The sequence below is a fragment of the Stenotrophomonas sp. Marseille-Q4652 genome (assembly GCF_916618915.1).
GTDB lineage: Bacteria > Pseudomonadota > Gammaproteobacteria > Xanthomonadales > Xanthomonadaceae > Stenotrophomonas.
In genome coordinates this window covers 765524-783487 of sequence record NZ_CAKAKE010000001.1, presented here as the reverse complement: position 1 = coordinate 783487, position 17964 = coordinate 765524, and the positions used below count along the sequence as shown (strand labels likewise).

General features: G+C 67.9%; 12 protein-coding genes. 10 read left to right on the top strand and 2 right to left on the bottom strand.

The annotated features are described in order from the left end of the window. Window positions 1–35 precede the first annotated feature (35 nt). Window positions 36–1430, bottom strand: a complete 1395-nt coding sequence (locus tag LG380_RS03605; protein WP_225763648.1) for a class II fumarate hydratase — start codon at window positions 1428–1430, stop codon at window positions 36–38. A gap of 131 nt (window positions 1431–1561) precedes the next feature. Between LG380_RS03605 and purB the strand changes: the two genes are divergently transcribed. The 8 genes from purB (at window position 1562) to LG380_RS03565 (ending at window position 12399) form a co-directional block, all read left to right on the top strand. Next, on the top strand, window positions 1562–2929 hold the full coding sequence (purB, locus tag LG380_RS03600; RefSeq protein ID WP_225763647.1) for an adenylosuccinate lyase: 1368 nt from the start codon (window positions 1562–1564) through the stop codon (window positions 2927–2929). Between the two features lie 103 nt (window positions 2930–3032). Continuing rightward, complete coding sequence (locus LG380_RS03595) at window positions 3033–3326, top strand: hypothetical protein (protein ID WP_318780075.1); 294 nt, start codon at window positions 3033–3035, stop codon at window positions 3324–3326. A gap of 210 nt (window positions 3327–3536) precedes the next feature. Continuing rightward, complete coding sequence (locus LG380_RS03590) at window positions 3537–4967, top strand: cupin domain-containing protein (protein ID WP_225763646.1); 1431 nt, start codon at window positions 3537–3539, stop codon at window positions 4965–4967. 3 nt (window positions 4968–4970) lie between these two features. Continuing rightward, on the top strand, window positions 4971–5876 hold the full coding sequence (locus LG380_RS03585; RefSeq protein ID WP_225763645.1) for a GNAT family N-acetyltransferase: 906 nt from the start codon (window positions 4971–4973) through the stop codon (window positions 5874–5876). Between the two features lie 183 nt (window positions 5877–6059). After that, window positions 6060–8888: a 2-oxoglutarate dehydrogenase E1 component gene (locus LG380_RS03580; RefSeq protein WP_225763644.1), complete on the top strand. Its 2829-nt coding sequence runs from the start codon at window positions 6060–6062 to the stop codon at window positions 8886–8888. Window positions 8889–8929: 41 nt separating this feature from the next. After that, window positions 8930–10129 carry a dihydrolipoyllysine-residue succinyltransferase gene (gene sucB / locus LG380_RS03575; RefSeq protein WP_225763643.1) on the top strand — a complete coding sequence of 400 codons (1200 nt, stop codon included), beginning with the start codon at window positions 8930–8932 and terminating at the stop codon, window positions 10127–10129. 133 nt (window positions 10130–10262) lie between these two features. After that, entirely contained in the window at window positions 10263–11699 is a 1437-nt protein-coding gene (lpdA, locus tag LG380_RS03570; RefSeq protein WP_225763642.1) for a dihydrolipoyl dehydrogenase, read from the top strand. 106 nt (window positions 11700–11805) lie between these two features. Beyond that, the gene (locus LG380_RS03565) at window positions 11806–12399 is read left to right on the top strand and encodes a TIGR00730 family Rossman fold protein (protein ID WP_225763641.1); all 594 of its coding nucleotides are present in this window, start codon (window positions 11806–11808) and stop codon (window positions 12397–12399) included. A gap of 100 nt (window positions 12400–12499) precedes the next feature. Here the strand turns inward: LG380_RS03565 and LG380_RS03560 are convergent, their stop codons facing one another. Then, window positions 12500–15379 carry an EAL domain-containing protein gene (locus tag LG380_RS03560; protein ID WP_225763640.1) on the bottom strand — a complete coding sequence of 960 codons (2880 nt, stop codon included), beginning with the start codon at window positions 15377–15379 and terminating at the stop codon, window positions 12500–12502. Between the two features lie 157 nt (window positions 15380–15536). Here LG380_RS03560 and LG380_RS03555 point away from each other — a divergent pair, with 157 nt between their 5' ends. Continuing rightward, window positions 15537–16133, top strand: a complete 597-nt coding sequence (locus tag LG380_RS03555; RefSeq protein ID WP_225763639.1) for a YigZ family protein — start codon at window positions 15537–15539, stop codon at window positions 16131–16133. Further along, entirely contained in the window at window positions 16126–17892 is a 1767-nt protein-coding gene (locus LG380_RS03550; RefSeq protein WP_225763638.1) for an ABC transporter transmembrane domain-containing protein, read from the top strand. The genes LG380_RS03555 and LG380_RS03550 overlap by 8 nt, the downstream gene beginning before the upstream one ends. Window positions 17893–17964: the final 72 nt, after the last annotated feature.

Below are 17964 nucleotides of genomic sequence, written 5' to 3'. Positions count from 1 at the left end.
TGGCCGGGCGTTTTTCGTATCCGCGCCGTCCCGTGTCAGCCGTGGATGCCGCCCTGGGTCAGCCCGGCCGGATCCAGCAGCCGGCGCAGTTCGGCCTCGGAAAGCCCACTGTCCTCGCGCGCCACCTCCAGTACCGGGCGGCCTTCCTTGTAGGCTCGCTTGGCGATCGCCGCGGCCTTCTCGTAGCCGATGATCGGATTGAGCGCGGTGACCAGGATCGGATTGCGGTCCAGGGCGTCGCGGACCTTGTCCTGCCGGACCGCCAGCCCGGCAATGGCCGAATCGGCCAGCAGCCGCGAGACGCTGGCCAGCAGCTGGATCGAATCCAGCAGGTTGGCCGCGATCAGTGGCAGCGTCACGTTCAACTGGAAGTTGCCGGTCTGTCCGGCCACCGTGATCGCGGTGTGGTGGCCGATGACCTGCGCGGCGGCCATCACTGTCGCTTCGGGGATCACCGGGTTGACCTTGCCCGGCATGATCGAGCTGCCCGGCTGCAGCGCCGGCAGTTCGATCTCCCCCAGCCCGGCCAGCGGCCCGGAGTTCATCCACCGCAGGTCGTTGGCGATCTTGATCAGGGCGACCGCCAGCGCGTTGAGCTGGCCGGACAGCTCGACCGCGTCGTCCTGCGCGGCCAGCCCCTCGAACTTGTTCTCGGCGCTTTCAAAGCGCGCGCCGGTGTCGGTGGACAGCGCCCTGGCCACGCGCGCACCGAAGCGCGGGTCGGCATTGATGCCGGTGCCGATCGCGGTGCCGCCCAGCGGCAGCCGGCGCAGTCGCTTGAGGCTGTCCTCGATCCGCGCCTGGGCCGAAGCCAGCTGTGCCGACCACGCGCCGAACTCCTGCCCGAAGGTCAGCGGCATCGCGTCCATCAGGTGGGTGCGCCCGGTCTTGACCACGCTGCGCAGGCTGCGGCCGCGCTTGTCGATGGTCCGGCGCAGGTGCACCAGGGCGGGCAGCAGCTGTTCGCGGGTTTCCAGCACCGCCGACACCCGGATCGCAGTCGGCACCACGTCGTTGGAGCTCTGCCCCAGGTTGACGTGGTCGTTGGGATGCACGCGGGTCCTGCCGGCCTTGCCGTTGCGGTTGGCAAGCGTGGCAATCACCTCGTTGGCGTTCATGTTGGACGAGGTGCCCGAGCCGGTCTGGTACACGTCCACCGGGAAGTGCGCGTCGTGGTTGCCCTGCGCCACTTCCGCCGCGGCCAGCATGATGGCGCGGGCCACGCCCTTGGGCAGCAGGCCCAGCGCGCCATTGACCTCGGCGGCGCTGCCCTTGATCAGGCCCAGGGCACGGATGAAGGCACGCGGCATGCGTTGCCCGGACACCGGGAAGTTCTGCACGGCCCGCTGGGTCTGTGCGCCCCACAGCGCATCGGCAGGCACCTGCAGCTCGCCCATGCTGTCGTGCTCGATGCGGTATTTCTGGCTCATTCGCGCTCTCCGTGGATCGGACCGCGCCGGCACGGCGGGTCCAGCAAGGGGGCAACGGCGCGCCGCTTCCAGCGGCCGCGGCCGGCAACCCTTAGAATATGCGGCCCCGCCGTTACCGCCTCGTCACCGCCATGTCGGAATCCGCCCTGCTTGCCCTGTCCCCGCTCGATGGCCGCTATGCCGGCAAGGTCGACGCGCTGCGCCCGATCTTCTCCGAGTACGGCCTGATCAAGGCCCGGATCACGGTGGAGGTGGAATGGCTGCTGGCCCTGGCCGCCGAGCCGGGCGTGGTCGAACTGGCCGACTTCTCCGACGCCGCCAAGGCGCGCCTGCGTGCGTTGGCCGATGGCTTCAGCCCGGCCCAGGCCGCGCGGGTCAAGGAAATCGAGCGCACCACCAACCACGACGTCAAGGCGGTGGAGTACTTCATCAAGGAACAACTGCGCGATGACGCCGAGCTGGCCCCGGCACTGGAGTTCGTGCACTTCGCCTGCACCTCCGAGGACATCAACAACCTGTCCTACGGCCTGATGCTCGAGCGCGCCCGCCGCGAGGTGCTGCTGCCGTCGCTGACCGGCATCGCCGCCACCCTGCGCAGCCTCGCCCACGCCCAGGCCGCGCAGCCGATGCTCTCGCGCACCCACGGCCAGACCGCCTCGCCGACCACCCTCGGCAAGGAGATCGCCAACGTGGTGGCCCGCCTGGAGCGCCAGATCAGGCAGATCGCCGCGGTAGAGCTGACCGGCAAGATCAACGGCGCCGTCGGCAACTACAACGCGCATGTCGTGTCCTACCCGGACGTGGACTGGCCGGCCTTCGCCGAGCGTTTCGTCACCTCGCTGGGACTGGTGTTCAACCCCTACACCACCCAGATCGAGCCACACGACAATGTCGCCGAGATCGGTGATGCCGCACGCCGCGCCAATATCATCCTCATCGACCTGGCCCGCGACGTGTGGGGCTACATCTCGCTGGGCTACTTCAAGCAGAAGCTCAAGGAAGGCGAAGTCGGCTCCTCGACCATGCCGCACAAGGTCAACCCGATCGACTTCGAAAACGCCGAAGGCAACTTCGGCATCGCCAACGCGCTGTTCGAGCACTTCTCGGCCAAGCTTCCGATCAGCCGCTGGCAGCGCGACCTGACCGACTCCACCGTGCTGCGCGCGCTCGGCACCGCCTTCGGCCACACCCAGGTGGCGCTGGAATCGCTGGCCAAGGGCCTGGGCAAGCTGGAAGTGAACCCGCAGCGACTGGATGCCGACCTCGATGCGGCGTGGGAAGTGCTGGCCGAAGCCGTGCAGACGGTGATGCGCCGCCACGGCCTCCCCAACCCCTACGAGCAGCTCAAGGCCCTGACCCGCGGCCAGGGCATCACCGCCGAGTCGATGCGCGCCTTCGTCGAATCGCTGGAACTTCCGGAGGACGCCAAGCAGCGCCTGCGCGAGCTGACCCCGGGCGGCTACGCCGGCCTGGCCGAGCGCCTGGCCAAGGCCATCTGACCGGCCTGTCGGCACACATCGATGGATTACCAGGACGGCGGGGCGAGAGCCCCGCCGTCTTCGTTATGCCCGGCTACGTGACCGCAGCCTGCCACTCCAGAGCATGACGTTGGAGATCCTGATCCTGCTCAACCTGGACGTCCCCGACCTGGCTGCCGCCGAGGCCTGCTACTGCGCCGCCTTCGGCCTGCACCCGGGCCGCCGCATCGGCACCGATGGCACCGAACTACTGGGCGCCGTTCCGATCTGGCTGCTGGCCAAGCCCGCGGGCAGCACCGGCGCGGCGGAAGACGCGCGCAGCTACCAGCGCCACTGGACGCCGCTGCACGTCGACGTGGTGGTCGACGCGCTGGAACCCGCACTGGGCCGCGCCCTCGCAGCCAGCATGCGCGCCTAAGGCGGCATTCGCGAGGCCAGTTGGGGCCGCATCGTCGCCCTGGCCGACCCGTTCGGCCATGGCTGGTGCCTGCTGCAGTTCATGGGCCGCGGTTACGACGGGATTGCCACCAGGGCTGGATGAAGGCTGGGCGCGCGGCCGCAACAGGCGGACAATAGGCCGGTCAAGGCGCCCCTGCGCCGATCATCGTTCCGCTTCCAGGATTCCCCCATGGCCGCACGCAAGCAAAAGACCTATCCCATCGAAGTCCAGGCGCGTCCGGGGCTGCCGCTGGGCATGCCCGCCGCGACCTTCCTGCGCGATTACTGGCAGAAGCGACCTCTGCTGATCCGCAACGCCTTCCCGGACTTCGAAACCCCGTTGATGCCCGAAGACCTGGCCGGCCTGGCCTGCGAGGAAGGCGCACTGGCGCGGCTGATCTCCTACGATCGCGCCGCCGACCACTGGAGCGTGCGTACCGGCCCGTTCCAGGAAGAGGATTTCCCGGGCATGCCGGACCACGACTGGACCCTGCTGGTGCAGGACGTGGACAAGTGGGACCCGGACGTGCGCGCGCTGCTGCCGGCCTTCGACTTCCTGCCGCGCTGGCGCATGGACGACGTGATGATCAGCTTTGCCGCCACCGGTGGCGGCGTCGGCCCGCACGTGGACCAGTACGACGTATTCCTGCTGCAGGCCCATGGCCACCGCCGCTGGAAGATCGATGCCAGCGAGTCGACCAGGGGCAAGCGTCCGCCGCTGGATTTCCGCGAGGGCGTCGAGCTCAAGCTGCTGAGGAAGTTCAAGGCCAGCCACGACTGGGTGCTGGCCCCGGGCGACATGCTGTACCTGCCGCCGAACGTGCCGCATGACGGCGTGGCCGTGGATCCGTGCCTGACCTTCTCCTTCGGCATGCGCGCCCCGTCCTCGGCCGAGCTGATCAGCGACTGGCTGGACACGCTGGTGGCCGACGCCGAAGAGTCGATCCGCTACCAGGATCCGGACCTGAAGGTGCCGGAAGACCCGAACGAGATCGACGCCACCTCGATGAAGCGCGTCATCGCCGCGCTCAACGCCCTGCGCATGAACGATCCGGATCGCCTCGGCGACTGGTTCGGCCGCTTCATCACCACCTACCGCGCAGCCGGCGACATCGTCGCCCGCGGCGAGCCGGTGCCGCGCCAGCACCTGGAAGCCGCGCTTCAGGCCGGCATGCTGCTCGAACGCCACCCGTGGGCCCGCACCGCCTGGCGCCGCGCAACCAAGGGCGCAACCCTTTACTGCAGCGGCCTGGAATACCCGCTTTCGGTGAAGGACGCCCAGGCCCTGGCCGGCGCCGAGCTGGTCGACGCCCGCGCATGGAGCAAGCTCGGCGCCAAGGGCCGTGATGCCCTGTACGACCTGGTGGGCAGCGGCCATTACCAGCTCATGGACCCGGACTTCGCCGAAGAAGAATCCGACTTCGACGAAGAAGATGACGCCGGGGACGAGGTCATTGCCGCCGTCGATGAGGTTCTGACCCAGGACGACACCACTGCCGATGCCGACGTGCGCGAGGTCAACGTCCACGACGATGGCATCGAGGTGGTGGTTGGCTTCGACGAGGACGAGGACGACGAGGAAGCCGGAACCGGCGGTGACGACACCGCCCGACAGGCCTGAGCCATGGGTGCCGGTTTCCGGGTCAGCGTCGCCGACTACGCCGCGTGCCGGCATGACCTGCACGCGGTCCGTCACCGCGTGTTCGTCCAGGAGCAGAACGTCCCGGCCGAACTGGAAACCGATGCGCTGGACCCGCTCAGCGTCCACGTGCTGGCCACCGACGGTGCCGGCCAGCCGATCGGGACCGGGCGACTCGTGCCGGATGGCCGCATCGGGCGCATGGCGGTACTGGCCGACTGGCGCAACCGCGGCGTGGGCGAGGCCCTGCTGCTGGCGCTGATCGACCAGGCCCGCTCCCGCGGCCTGCACGCGGTACACCTGCACGCCCAGCTGCCCGCGCGCGCTTTTTACGCCCGCCAGGGCTTCCTGCCCGAGAGCGAGGTATTCGAGGAAGCCGGCATCGCCCATGTCGGCATGCGCCGCCTGCTCGGCGGGGCGGCCACCATCGACCGGATCGAGGAAGCCGTAGCCATCACCACGGCGATCATCCATCGCGCCCGGCGCCGGTTGTTCATCCACAGCCGGCGGCTGGACCCTGGCGTGCTGGATGCCCCCGAGGCCCAGGAAGCCCTGCGCCGCTTCGCCACCGCCCGCCACGACAAGCAGGCCTTCGTGCTGGTCCATGACGCAGCCCACGTCCAGCAGGAGGGCAGCCCGGTACTGGCACTGACCCAGCGGCTGCCGAGTGTGTTCCGCATCCGCGAGGTCCGCGACCCGGTGGACCGCGCCATCGCCTCGGCGTGTCAGCTCAACGATGCCGGGGACTACTACTTTCGTCTGAGCGGCCACCGCTTCGAGGGCGAGGCCGGACTGGAAAGCCCGGCACGTTCACGGCCGTTGGACGACGGTTTGCAGCGGGTCTGGGAGCGTTCGCGCAATTGCACCGAACTTCGCGCCCTCGGTTTCTAGCCGGCGGCCGCGCCCGGCCAACCTGTCTGCAGTTCCACCAAAGGCCCGCAAAACGGCCTTTTCGCGCCCCTTCATCGCCGGTTGGGGGTACAATTTCGCCTGTTAACCAACGCCCGCGCAGGGCCCGCACCCCTTCCCTGCCGGTTTACCAGCCGTACCCCCACAGCGAACCCAACTTCCATCGTGGACAATCTACTGAAGCAGTTTGCGCAGTCATCGCAGCTCGCCGGCGGCAACGCCTCCTACGTCGAGGACCTGTACGAGCAGTACCTCGTTTCTCCGGACAGTGTGGACCCCAAGTGGAAGTCCTACTTCGACGGCTTCAAGGGCCGCGAAGCTGGTGACATCCCGCATTCCGCGGTCATCGCCCACATTTCCGACGCAGCCAGGAACGCCCTGACCGCCGGTGCCACCGGTGGTGGCGACGAGCGCGAACGCAATGTCGGCCGCCTGATCACCGCTTACCGGTCGCGCGGCCACCTCGGCGCCAAACTCGACCCGCTGGGCCTGACCCCGCCGGTCAACCCACCGGACCTCGGCCTGCCGTTCCACCACCTCACCGACGCCGACCTCAACGACGAGTTCAGCACCGGCGGCATCGCCGGCCAGCAGCGCATGAAGCTGCGCGACCTGCTGGCCCGCCTGAAGGCGACCTATACCGGCTCGATCGGTGCAGAGTTCATGCACATCGCCGAGGTCGAGCAGCGCCAGTGGATCTACCAGCGCCTCGAGAACGCCGGCGGCAACTACAACCTCGACGTCGAGACCAAGCGCCGCACCCTGGAGCGCCTGACCGCCGCCGAGGGCCTGGAGCGCTACCTGCATACCAAGTACGTCGGCCAGAAGCGCTTCTCGCTGGAAGGCGGCGACTCGCTGATCCCGATGATGGACACCATCATCCGTGACGCCGGCAAGGATGGCGTCAAGGACGTGGTGATCGGCATGGCCCACCGCGGCCGCCTCAACGTGCTCGTCAACACCCTGGGCAAGAGCCCGCGCAAGCTGTTCGATGAGTTCGAAGGCAAGTTCGAGCACGACGACCGCGCCGTTGCCGGCGACGTGAAGTACCACATGGGCTTCTCGGCCGACGTGGCCACCGACGGTGGCCCGGTCCACCTGGCCCTGGCCTTCAACCCGTCGCACCTGGAAATCGCCGACCCGGTCGTCGCCGGCTCCGTGCGCTCGCGCCAGGAGCGCCGCAAGGACAGCGCCCGTCGCCAGGTGATGCCGATCCTGATCCACGGTGACTCGGCCTTTGCCGGCCAGGGCGTGGTGATGGAGTTGTTCCAGATGTCGCAGGCCCGCGGTTTCACCGTCGGCGGCACCGTGCACATCGTGGTGAACAACCAGGTTGGCTTCACCACCTCCAACCCGCAGGACACCCGCTCGACCCGTTACGCCACCGACGTAGCCAAGATGATCGCCGCGCCGGTGCTGCACGTGAACGGTGACGACCCGGAAGCCGTGGTGTTCGCTGCCAAGCTCGCCTTCGAGTTCCGCCAGCAGTTCGCCAAGGACGTGGTCATCGACCTGATGTGCTACCGCCGCTGGGGCCACAACGAGGCCGACGAGCCGGCGATCACCCAGCCGCTGATGTACCAGGTGATCCGCAAGCACAAGACCACCCGCGAGCTCTATGCCGAGCAGCTGGAGAAGGAAGGCGTGATCGATGCCGGCGCCGGCAAGGCGATGGTCGACACCTACCGCGACAAGCTCGACGCCGGCGAAGTGACCACCGAGCTGGCCAAGGTCGAGAAGACCCCGCCGACCAGCCCGCTGTTCGTCGACTGGCCCAGGCTGCTGGCCGGCAAGCTGTCCGATCCGGTCTCCACCAAGGTGGACATGGGCAAGCTCAAGGAGCTGGCCAACCTGATCAACACCGTGCCCGAGGGCGTGGAACTGCACTCGCGCGTGGCCAAGGTCTACGACGACCGTCGCAAGATGGCCGCCGGCGAGCTGGCCGGTGACTGGGGCTTTGCCGAGAACCTGGCCTACGCCACCCTGCTGGACGAGGGCCACGGCCTGCGTCTGGTCGGCCAGGACGTGGGTCGCGGCACCTTCACCCACCGCCACGCGATCCTGCACGACCAGAAGACCGACAACTACTACCTGCCACTGCGGCAGCTGGTGGATTCGCCGGAGAAGGCCTCGATCATCGACTCGCTGCTCAGCGAGGAAGCGGTGATGGCATTCGAGTACGGCTTCTCCACCACCGATCCCAACACCCTGTGCATCTGGGAAGGCCAGTTCGGCGACTTCGCCAACGGCGCCCAGGTGGTGATCGACCAGTTCATCGCCTCCGGTGAAGCCAAGTGGGGCCGCATTTCCGGCCTGACCCTGCTGCTGCCGCACGGCTACGAAGGCCAGGGCCCGGAACACAGCTCGGCGCGCCTGGAGCGCTTCCTGCAGCTGTGCGCGCTGGAGAACATGCTGGTCTGCGTGCCGTCCACCCCGGCCCAGGCCTTCCACATGCTGCGTCGCCAGATGCACCTGGCCACCCGCAAGCCGCTGGTGGTCATGAGCCCGAAGTCGCTGCTGCGCCACAAGCTGGCCGTGTCGACCCTGGACGAGCTGGCCAACGGCGAGTTCCAGCACCTGATCGGCGATGCCAATGCCGAGGCCAAGAAGGTCAAGCGCGTGGTGCTGTGCTCGGGCAAGGTCTACTACGACCTGCTGGAAGACCAGACCAAGCGTGGCCAGGACGACGTGGCCATCATCCGTGTCGAGCAGCTGTACCCGTTCCCGCGTCCGCTGCTGGCCGCCGAGCTCAAGAAGTACGGCAAGGCGACCGATGTGGTGTGGTGCCAGGAAGAACCGATGAACCAGGGTGCGTGGTACCAGATCCGCCACCACCTGCAGGCCTGCCTGGCCGATGGCCAGGCCCTGCACTACGCCGGGCGCGCGCGCTCGCCGTCGCCGGCCGTTGGACACATGGCCGACCACGTCGCCGAGCAGAAGAAGCTGGTCGCCGACGCGCTGGTCAACACGTTCAACGACCAGGTCGCTGAATAATTCCCCCTTCAAAACAGATAACGAACCAGGAAGCTCCCCGCATGGCCACCGAAGTCAAAGCCCCGGTACTGCCCGAATCCGTCGCCGACGGCACCATCGCCAGCTGGCACAAGAAGGTCGGCGACGCCGTCAAGCGCGATGAGAACCTGCTCGACCTGGAAACCGACAAGGTCGTGCTGGAAGTGCCGGCACCGGTCGACGGCGTGCTGAAGGAAATCAAGTTCAAGGAAGGCGACACCGTCACCTCCAGCCAGGTCGTGGCGATCATCGAGGAAGGTGCCGTGGCCGAAGCCGCCGCGCCGGCCGCCGAAGAGAAGAAGACCGAGGAAAAGAAGGAAGCCGCTCCGGCTCCGGCAAAGGCTGCTGCCCCGGCTCCGGCCAAGTCGGCCGCCGACGGCCTGCCGCCGGGCGCCCGCTTCACCGCCATCACCGAAGGCGTGAACCCGGCTGACGTGGAAGGTACCGGCCGCCGCGGCGCGGTGACCAAGGAAGACATCGTCAACTTCGCCCGCAACGGCGGTGCCGGCAAGGCCGGTGGCGCACGTCCGGAAGAACGCGTGCCGATGACCCGCATCCGCAAGACCATCGCCAAGCGCCTGATGGATTCGAAGAATTCCACGGCGATGCTGACCACCTTCAACGAGGTCAACCTGTCCAAGGTCTCGGCTGCGCGCAAGGAACTGCAGGAAGAGTTCCAGAAGGCCCACGGCATCAAGCTCGGCTTCATGAGCTTCTTCGTCAAGGCTGCCGCCAACGCGCTGCAGCGCTTCCCGCTTGTCAACGCCTCCATCGACGGCGACGACATCATCTACCACGGCTACTCCGACATCTCGATCGCCGTGTCGACCGAGAAGGGCCTGGTCACGCCGGTGCTGCGCAACGTCGAGCGCATGTCCTTCGCCGACATCGAAAAGGGCATCGCCGACTACGCCAAGAAGGCCCGTGACGGCAAGCTGAGCCTGGAAGAACTGCAGGGCGGCACCTTCACCGTGACCAACGGCGGCACCTTCGGCTCGATGATGTCGACCCCGATCGTCAACCCGCCGCAGAGCGCTATCCTGGGCATGCACGCCATCAAGGAGCGTCCGATCGCCGAGAACGGTCAGGTCGTGATCGCGCCGATGATGTACCTGGCCCTGTCCTACGACCACCGCATCATCGATGGCAAGGACTCGGTGCAGTTCCTGGTCGACATCAAGAACCAGCTGGAAAACCCGGGCCGGATGCTGTTCGGCCTGTAATCCCCAGGACCCCTCTCCGGCAGCGGAGAGGGGTCTGGCTTTACGGCCGCGCCTCCGCGCCACGCCTTCTCCCCGGCGCCCTCGCGCCACCGGCTTCGCACCGAAGCTCGGGAAAGCAACAAGGAACCATCAAATGGCTGAACAATTCGACGTCGTCGTCATCGGTGCCGGCCCGGCCGGCTACCACGCCGCGATCCGCGCCGCGCAGCTGGGCCTGAAGACGGCCTGCATCGACGCCGCGCTGGGCAAGGACGGCAAGCCGGCCCTGGGCGGCACCTGCCTGCGCGTGGGCTGCATCCCGTCCAAGGCGCTGCTGGACTCCTCGCACCAGTACGAGAACATGCTGCACAAGTTCGACCAGCACGGCATCAGCTTCAAGGATGCGGCGATCGATGTGGCCAAGATGGTCGAGCGCAAGGACGGCATCGTCAAGCAGTTCACCGGCGGCATCGCCATGCTGTTCAAGGCCAACAAGGTCGCCACCTACTACGGCTTCGGCCAGCTGCAGGCCGGCAACGTGGTCAAGGTCAAGCAGCACGACGGTTCCGAGGTCGAGCTCAAGGGCACCAACGTCATCATCGCCGCCGGTTCGGATTCGATCGAACTGCCGTTCGCGAAGTTCGACGGCGAAACCATCGTCGACAACGTCGGCGCGCTGGACTTCACCGAGGTTCCGAAGCGCCTGGCCGTCATCGGCGCCGGCGTGATTGGCCTGGAGCTGGGCAGCGTGTGGAAGCGCCTCGGCGCCGAGGTCACCATCCTCGAGGCGATGCCGGAGTTCCTGCCGGCCGCCGACGCCGAAGTGGCCAAGCTGGCCGCCCGCGAGTTCAAGAAGCAGGGCCTGGACATCAAGCTGGGCGCCAAGGTCTCCAAGGCCGAGGTCACCGGCAAGGGCAAGAAGAAGGAAGTCTCCATCACCTTCGCCGACGACAAGGGCGAGCAGAACCTGGTCGTGGACAAGCTGCTGGTGGCCGTCGGCCGTCGCGCCGCTTCCAAGGGCCTGCTGGCCGGAGGCACCGGCGTGCAGCTCAACGAGCGCGGCCAGATCGTGGTCGACGACCACTGCCACACCGGCGTGGACGGCGTCTGGGCGATCGGTGACTGCGTGCGCGGTCCGATGCTGGCCCACAAGGGCTTCGAGGAAGGCATCGCCGTGGCCGAGCTGATCGCCGGCCTGCCGGGCCACGTCAACTTCGACACCATTCCGTACGTCATCTACACCGGTCCGGAAATCGCCTGGGTCGGCAAGACCGAGCAGCAGCTCAAGGCCGAGGGCGTGCCGTACAAGGCGGGCACCTTCCCGTTCGCTGCGGTCGGTCGCGCCGTCGCAATGGCCGAGGCCACCGGCTTCGTCAAGGTCATCGCCCATGCCGAGACCGACCGCGTGCTCGGCATGCACCTGATCGGGCCGAACGTGTCCGAGCTGGTGCACGAAGGCGTGCTGACCATGGAGTTCAACGGCTCGGCCGACGACCTGGCGCGCATCTGCCACGCCCACCCGTCGCTGTCCGAAGCGGTGCACGACGCGGCCATGGCCGTGGACAAGCGCGCGATTCACAAGGCCAACTGATCCAAGGTTGGCCTACCCAGGAAGGCCCCGCCCCGGCGGGGCCTTCCTGCTTTCCGCCCGCCACCGGCGGGCCGGATACCGGTAATTTGTTTTCGAGGAATCCTGCATGAAATCAATCTGCGTCTACTGCGGCTCCAATCCCGGCAACAAGCCGGCCTACACCGAACGCGCGATAGCCCTGGGCGACCGCATTGCCCGCGAGGGCCTGCGCCTGGTCTATGGCGGCGGCAACGTCGGCCTGATGGGCACGGTTGCCAATGCCGTGCTGGCCGCCGGCGGTGAAGTCACCGGCGTCATCCCCCAGCAGCTGGCCGACTGGGAAGTCGCCCACCGCGGCCTGACCGAGCTGGAAATCGTTGGCTCGATGCACGAGCGCAAGATGCGGATGTTCGATCTCTCCGATGCCTTCGTCGCCCTGCCCGGCGGCTTCGGTACCATGGAAGAGATCTTCGAGATGCTGACCTGGCGCCAGCTGGGCATCGGCAACAAGCCGTGTGCCTTCTTCGAGATCGAAGGCTTCTACGAGCCGCTGATCGGCATGATCGACCGCATGGTGGCCGAGCGTTTCCTGCACCCGGCCCAGCGCGCCGACCTGTGGTACGGCGCGGATATCGACCAGATGCTGGAGTGGATGCGGGCTTATGAGCCGGCGCAGGCCAGCAAGTGGATTGATGAAAAGCGCAAGAACGTGATGCGGTAGGTCCTTGGCGGGGTGACCACGCGTTGCCACGCACCCGCGCCGGCGCTTGCGGTGCGGTATCCATCGGTCACCCGGTGCCAACGGTATTGGGTGACCTTCTTCAGGGACTGGCCTGGTGCGGTGCGGGACGACCGAGCAGGTAGCCCTGCCCGTAATCGCAGCCCAGCTCGCGCAGGGTCTGCAGTTGTTGCTCGGTCTCGATGCCCTCGCCCACGGTCTCGATGCCCAGCGTATTGGTCAGCGACAGCACGCCCCGCACCAGCGTGAGCGTGCTCTGGCCATCGTCGCCGTGCAGGCCGGCAATAAAGCTCTTGTCGATCTTCAGCGTCGAGATCGGGAAGCGGTGCAGGTAGGACAGCGCCGAGAAGCCGGTGCCGAAGTCGTCCAGCTGCACCAGGATCCCGCGCTCGCGCAGCGACTGCAGCACGCGCAGGGTGCGCGGATCGTCGTCGGCCAGCGCCATCTCGGTGATCTCCACCCGCAGCCGGTGCGGATCGGCACCGGCCGATTCGATCAGGCCGAACAGACGCGGGATGAAGTCCGGCGAGCGGAAATGCCGCGGCGACACGTTGACCGACACATAGCCCTTGCCACCCCGCGCCAGGCGCTCGATCACCTGCGCGTACAGCAGCCAGTCCACCTGTTCGATCAGCCCGCTTTCCTCGCCCAGCTCCAGGAACGCACCGGGTGCGAGCACGCCACGGGTTTCGTGCTGCCAGCGCAGCAGCGCTTCGTGGCCGATCACCACGCCATCCTCGAGGCGCACGATCGGCTGGTAGTACGGCAGGAAATCGTGATTGTTGATCGCGCGGCGTAGGTCGGCCTCCATGTCCAGGCTGCGCATGGCCGCCTCGCGCATGGCCTCGTCGAACAGCACGCAGCGGTCCTGGCCCTTGGCCTTGGCGCGGTACATGGCCGCATCCGCGTCGCGCAGCAGTTCCTGGCCGTTGCGGTAGCGCGTGTGCCACATCGCGATGCCCAGGCTGCCGGACGGGAACAGCTCGCGCCCATCAACCAGCATCGGCTGTTCAAGGGCGGCCAGCAGCTCCTGTCCACGCGTCGCGGCCACATCGGGATCGCCGACACCGTTGAACAGGATCGCGAATTCGTCGCCACCCAGGCGCGCCACCACGTCGTCCGGATCCATCATCGCGACGATGCGCTTGGCCACTTCCACCAGCATGCGGTCGCCGGCGGCATGGCCGATGCTGTCGTTGACCAGCTTGAACCGGTCCAGGTCCAGGAACAGCACCGCGAAGGACTGGCCATCACCGTACTTTGCCCGCTGGATAGCGTCCTCGAGCTGGTCGAGCAGGTGCAGGCGGTTCGGCAGGCCGGTCAGCACGTCATGCATTGCCTGATGGGTCAGGCGCTGCTCGGCGCGCAGGCGTTCGCCGATCTGCGCCAGCAACTTCTGGTTGACCTCTTCCAGTTCGCGGGTGCGCTCTTCCACGCGCACTTCCAGCTCGGCGTGCGCATGGCGCAGGCGTGCCTGGTCACGCTGGCGGGCCAGGCCGTTGCCGATGTTGTGGGCAACGAAGGCCAGCAGGCGCTGGTCGTGGCGGGTGAAGCGCACCTCGCTGGAGTAACTCTGGACCACGATCACGCCGACCACGTCGTCATCGCTGAACAGTGGCACGCCCAGCCAGCAGTGGGAACGCACGCCGAACTCGTGCACCTCGCCGGCGAGCTGCAGTTCGTCGATGTCCTCGCGCGAGACCAGCACGGCGCGGCGGCTGCGCAGGGTGTATTCGGTCAGGCCGCCACTGAACGGGCGCGACCCGCGTGCGCTGAACTCGTCCACTGAATAGACGAAGTCCAGCCCGTCGCCGGCGTCATTGACCAGCGCAATGTAGAAATTGCGGGCATCGAGCAGCTGGCCGACCACGCCATGAACCTCGGCGTAGAACTGGTCCAGGGTCTGGCAGCTCATCGCCAGCTCGGAAATGCCGAACAGCGCCAGCTGCAGCTTCTCGGCGCGCTTGCGCTCGGCGATCTCCTCCTGGAGGCTGAGGTTGGCGCGGCGCAGTTCCTGGGTGCGTTCCTGCACGCGCAGCTCCAGCTGCACCTGGGCCTGGCGGCGGTCCATCGCGGTCTGGATGTGCTTGGCCACGAAGTCCAGCAGCGCCCGGTCCTCCTCGCTGTAGTGCACGCCGGCCTCGTAGCTCTGCACCACGATCGCACCGGAGATCCGGTTGTCGCGACGCATCGGCACGCCCAGCCAGTGGAAGCTGTCCGGCCCGTTCGCCTGCACGTCGGCGCCAATCTTCAGCAGCAGGTCCCTGGACGGGCCACTCAGCGCGGCACCGCTACGCAGCATCGCGAAGGTCAGGCTGTTGGGCATCTCCCGCTCGTGGTAACGGCGTTCGGGGTCGGGCAGGAAGGTGTCCAGTGCGTCGGCGAAGTACAGGAAGCGCAGAGTGTTCTGCTCGTCGTCGTACTCGACGATGAAGCAGTTCTCCGCATACATCAGCAGGCCGAGCACGCGGTGCACCTCGCGCAGCATCTCCCCCATTTCCAGGTCGGCGCCGGCCAGGTCTGCGATCTCGTACAGGGCTTCCTGCAGCAGCTTGGAGCGCTCCAGCTGCTCGATCCTTACCCGCTGGGTGGCGACCTCGACGGCGCTGTTGACCATTGCCGTGGCCAGGGCGAGCCAGCCCTGGCGCTCGCCCGGCTCCAGTGCCGCGGTGGGCTCGGCGACCAGCGCCCACCGGGTATTGCCCCGGCTGGACGTCCAGACGTGGCGCATGCGTTCGTCACCGGGCACGGTATTGGTGGTGGTATGGAGCAGGACCTGTTGCGCCTGCTCCTGCAGGGCACCGGCTCCCGGCGGGTGGGCACTGCTGCCCTGCCCCAGCACCTCGTCCTCCCAGGCCAGGGCAACGGCGGCCCCGGAGGGTAATGAATCGACGAGTGCAGCCGTCAGCTTCTCAGCCGAAAAGGCACGCAACGCGATCGACCCTGGTTTGCTCAACGACATCATTCCGGTTTCCTGCAATGGTGCCGGACACCGGTCACCTCCCCCGCGGGCCAGCATAACGTCCGGATGCAGCCGGCGCAGCATGCAGGAGGTAACGACCCGGCGCGACCCGGGTAGACCACGGACACTGCCGGCGCCAGCTACTAGAATAACGCTGATGCCTGACACCCTCGCCGCGCCCGCCAGTCACCTGCTGGAGGTCAAACACAGCCGCTTCCTGGCCCAGGCCGCGCCCCTGGACGATGCCTCCCAGGCGCTGGCCTTCGTCCAGCGCGTCTCGGCCGCCGATGCCACCCACAACTGCTGGGCCTACCGCTTCGGCAGCGAATACCGCTCCAGCGACGATGGCGAGCCCGCCGGCACCGCCGGTCGCCCGATCCTGGCCGCGATTGATGGCCAGGGCTTCGACCGCGTGGTGGTGGTGGTGACCCGCTGGTTTGGCGGGATCAAGCTTGGCGCCGGCGGCCTGGTCCGCGCCTATGGCGGCAGCGCGGCCGAATGCCTGCGCACCGCTCCGCGCCAGCCGCTGGTGGAACTGGCCGAGATCAACCTGCGGTGCGACTTCGCCGATACTGGCGTGGTCCACGCCCTGCTGCCGGCGCATTCAGCCGAGAAGCTCAACGAGACCTTCCACGCCGACGGCATCGAACTGCTGCTGCGCCTGCCCGCCGCGCAGGTCGCCGCGCTGGGCCAGCGCCTGCGCGATGCCACCCGCGACCGCGCCCGCCTCACGGAAACCCAGACCCATGACTGAGCCGACCGCGGCTTCGGAAAAATCCCTGCGCAAGCTGGGCAGCCTCGGCACGCTGTGGCCGTTCGTGCGCCGCCACCGTGGTCTGTTCGCCGCCTGGCTGGCGGCGCTGGCGGTGTCCTCGGCCGCCACGCTGAGCCTGCCGATGGCCGTGCGGCAGATGATCGACCACGGTTTTTCCGGCGGCGGCCAGATCAACCGCGCCTTCGCCCTGCTGATGCTGGTGGCGGTAGTGCTGGCGCTGGCCACGGCGGCGCGGTTCTTCTTCGTGGCCCTGCTGGGCGAGAAGGTCGTGGCCGACCTGCGCGGTCGGCTGTACGCGCACCTGGTCGGGCTGGACGCCGGCTTCCATGACCGCAACCGCAGCGGCGAGCTGGTGTCGCGACTGACCGCCGACAGCGAACTGCTGCGCAGCGTGATCGGCTCGACCATGTCGGTGGCCCTGCGCAGCGGCGTGACCGTGGTCGGCAGCCTGGCGATGCTGTTCATCACCAGCCCGCGCCTGGCCGCCTACGCGCTGCTCGGCATCCCGCTGGCGGTGCTGCCGATCATCCTGGGCGCACGCCGCCTGCAGAAGATCTCCCGCGCCAGCCAGGACCGTATCGCCGAGGCCAACAGCCTGGCGGCCGAGACCCTGGGCGCGGTACGAACGGTGCAGGCCTACGCACGCGAACCGTACGAGCGCGGCCGCTTCGAACAGGCCCTGGCCGTTTCGGTAGCGACCGCGCGTCGTCGCATCCGTACCCAGGCGCTGGTCACCGCCGCGGCCATCGTGCTGGTGTTCGGCGCCATCGTCGCCGTGCTGTGGTCCGGTGCCCACGACGTGATCGCCGGGCGGCTGACCGCCGGCACCCTCGGCCAGTTCGTGCTGTACGCACTGATCGGCGGCGGTTCGATCGGCGCGCTGGCCGAGGTCTGGAATGAACTGCAGCGCGCTGCCGGCGGCATGGGCCGGATCTCCGAACTGCTGCACGAATCCCCCGCGGTGGTGGCCCCGGCAAGGCCGGTCGCGCTGCCAGTACCGTTGCGCGGCGGGATCCACTTCGAGCAGGTCGGATTCCACTACCCGCAGCGCCCGGACAGTCCGGCCCTGCAGGACTTCGAACTCACCGTGCGCCCTGGGGAAACCGTGGCCCTGGTCGGCCCCTCGGGCGCGGGCAAGAGCACGGTGCTGTCGCTGCTGCTGCGTTTCCACGACCCGCAGCACGGCGCGATCCACATCGATGGCATCGACCTGCGCCAGCTCGACCCGGCCGCACTGCGCGGGCAGATCGCGCTGGTACCGCAGCAGCCGGCGCTGTTCGCTGCCAGCGCGATGGACAACATCCGTTATGGCCGACTGGACGCCAGCGACGCCGAGGTTGAAGCCGCTGCCCGCGCCGCCGAGGCCGATGACTTCCTGCGCCAGCTTCCCGATGGCTGTGCCAGCGACCTGGGCGAACGCGGCGCGCGCCTGTCCGGCGGCCAGCAGCAGCGCATCGCCATTGCCCGGGCGCTGCTCAAGGATGCGCCGATCCTGCTGCTGGACGAAGCCACCAGCGCGCTCGACGCGCAGAGCGAGCGCTCGGTGCAGCAGGCACTGGAACGGCTGATGGCCGGCCGCACCACGCTGGTCATCGCCCATCGCCTGGCCACCGTGCTCAAGGCTGACCGCATCGTGGTCATGGACCAGGGCAGGATCGTCGCGCAAGGCTCGCACGAACAGCTGCTGGCCGAAGGCGGCCTGTACGCCGAACTGGCCCGGCTCCAATTCATCGACTGATGACGGCCCGCTAACGGAGGCGGCGGCAAGCTCGCGGCTACCGGCCCGCGGGCCACGTCTCCCAGGAGGCAG

What these genes read in the sequence shown, in the direction of transcription:
- LG380_RS03595 (WP_318780075.1), top strand. Translation starts at nt 3,033, where the DNA reads ATGACGTTGGAGATCCTGATCCTGCTCAACCTGGACGTCCCCGACCTG.
- sucB (WP_225763643.1), top strand. Translation starts at nt 8,930, where the DNA reads ATGGCCACCGAAGTCAAAGCCCCGGTACTGCCCGAATCCGTCGCCGAC.
- lpdA (WP_225763642.1), top strand. Translation starts at nt 10,263, where the DNA reads ATGGCTGAACAATTCGACGTCGTCGTCATCGGTGCCGGCCCGGCCGGC.
- LG380_RS03605 (WP_225763648.1), bottom strand. Translation starts at nt 1,430, where the DNA reads ATGAGCCAGAAATACCGCATCGAGCACGACAGCATGGGCGAGCTGCAG.
- LG380_RS03565 (WP_225763641.1), top strand. Translation starts at nt 11,806, where the DNA reads ATGAAATCAATCTGCGTCTACTGCGGCTCCAATCCCGGCAACAAGCCG.
- LG380_RS03550 (WP_225763638.1), top strand. Translation starts at nt 16,126, where the DNA reads ATGACTGAGCCGACCGCGGCTTCGGAAAAATCCCTGCGCAAGCTGGGC.
- LG380_RS03560 (WP_225763640.1), bottom strand. Translation starts at nt 15,379, where the DNA reads ATGTCGTTGAGCAAACCAGGGTCGATCGCGTTGCGTGCCTTTTCGGCT.
- LG380_RS03585 (WP_225763645.1), top strand. Translation starts at nt 4,971, where the DNA reads ATGGGTGCCGGTTTCCGGGTCAGCGTCGCCGACTACGCCGCGTGCCGG.
- LG380_RS03590 (WP_225763646.1), top strand. Translation starts at nt 3,537, where the DNA reads ATGGCCGCACGCAAGCAAAAGACCTATCCCATCGAAGTCCAGGCGCGT.
- LG380_RS03555 (WP_225763639.1), top strand. Translation starts at nt 15,537, where the DNA reads ATGCCTGACACCCTCGCCGCGCCCGCCAGTCACCTGCTGGAGGTCAAA.
- purB (WP_225763647.1), top strand. Translation starts at nt 1,562, where the DNA reads ATGTCGGAATCCGCCCTGCTTGCCCTGTCCCCGCTCGATGGCCGCTAT.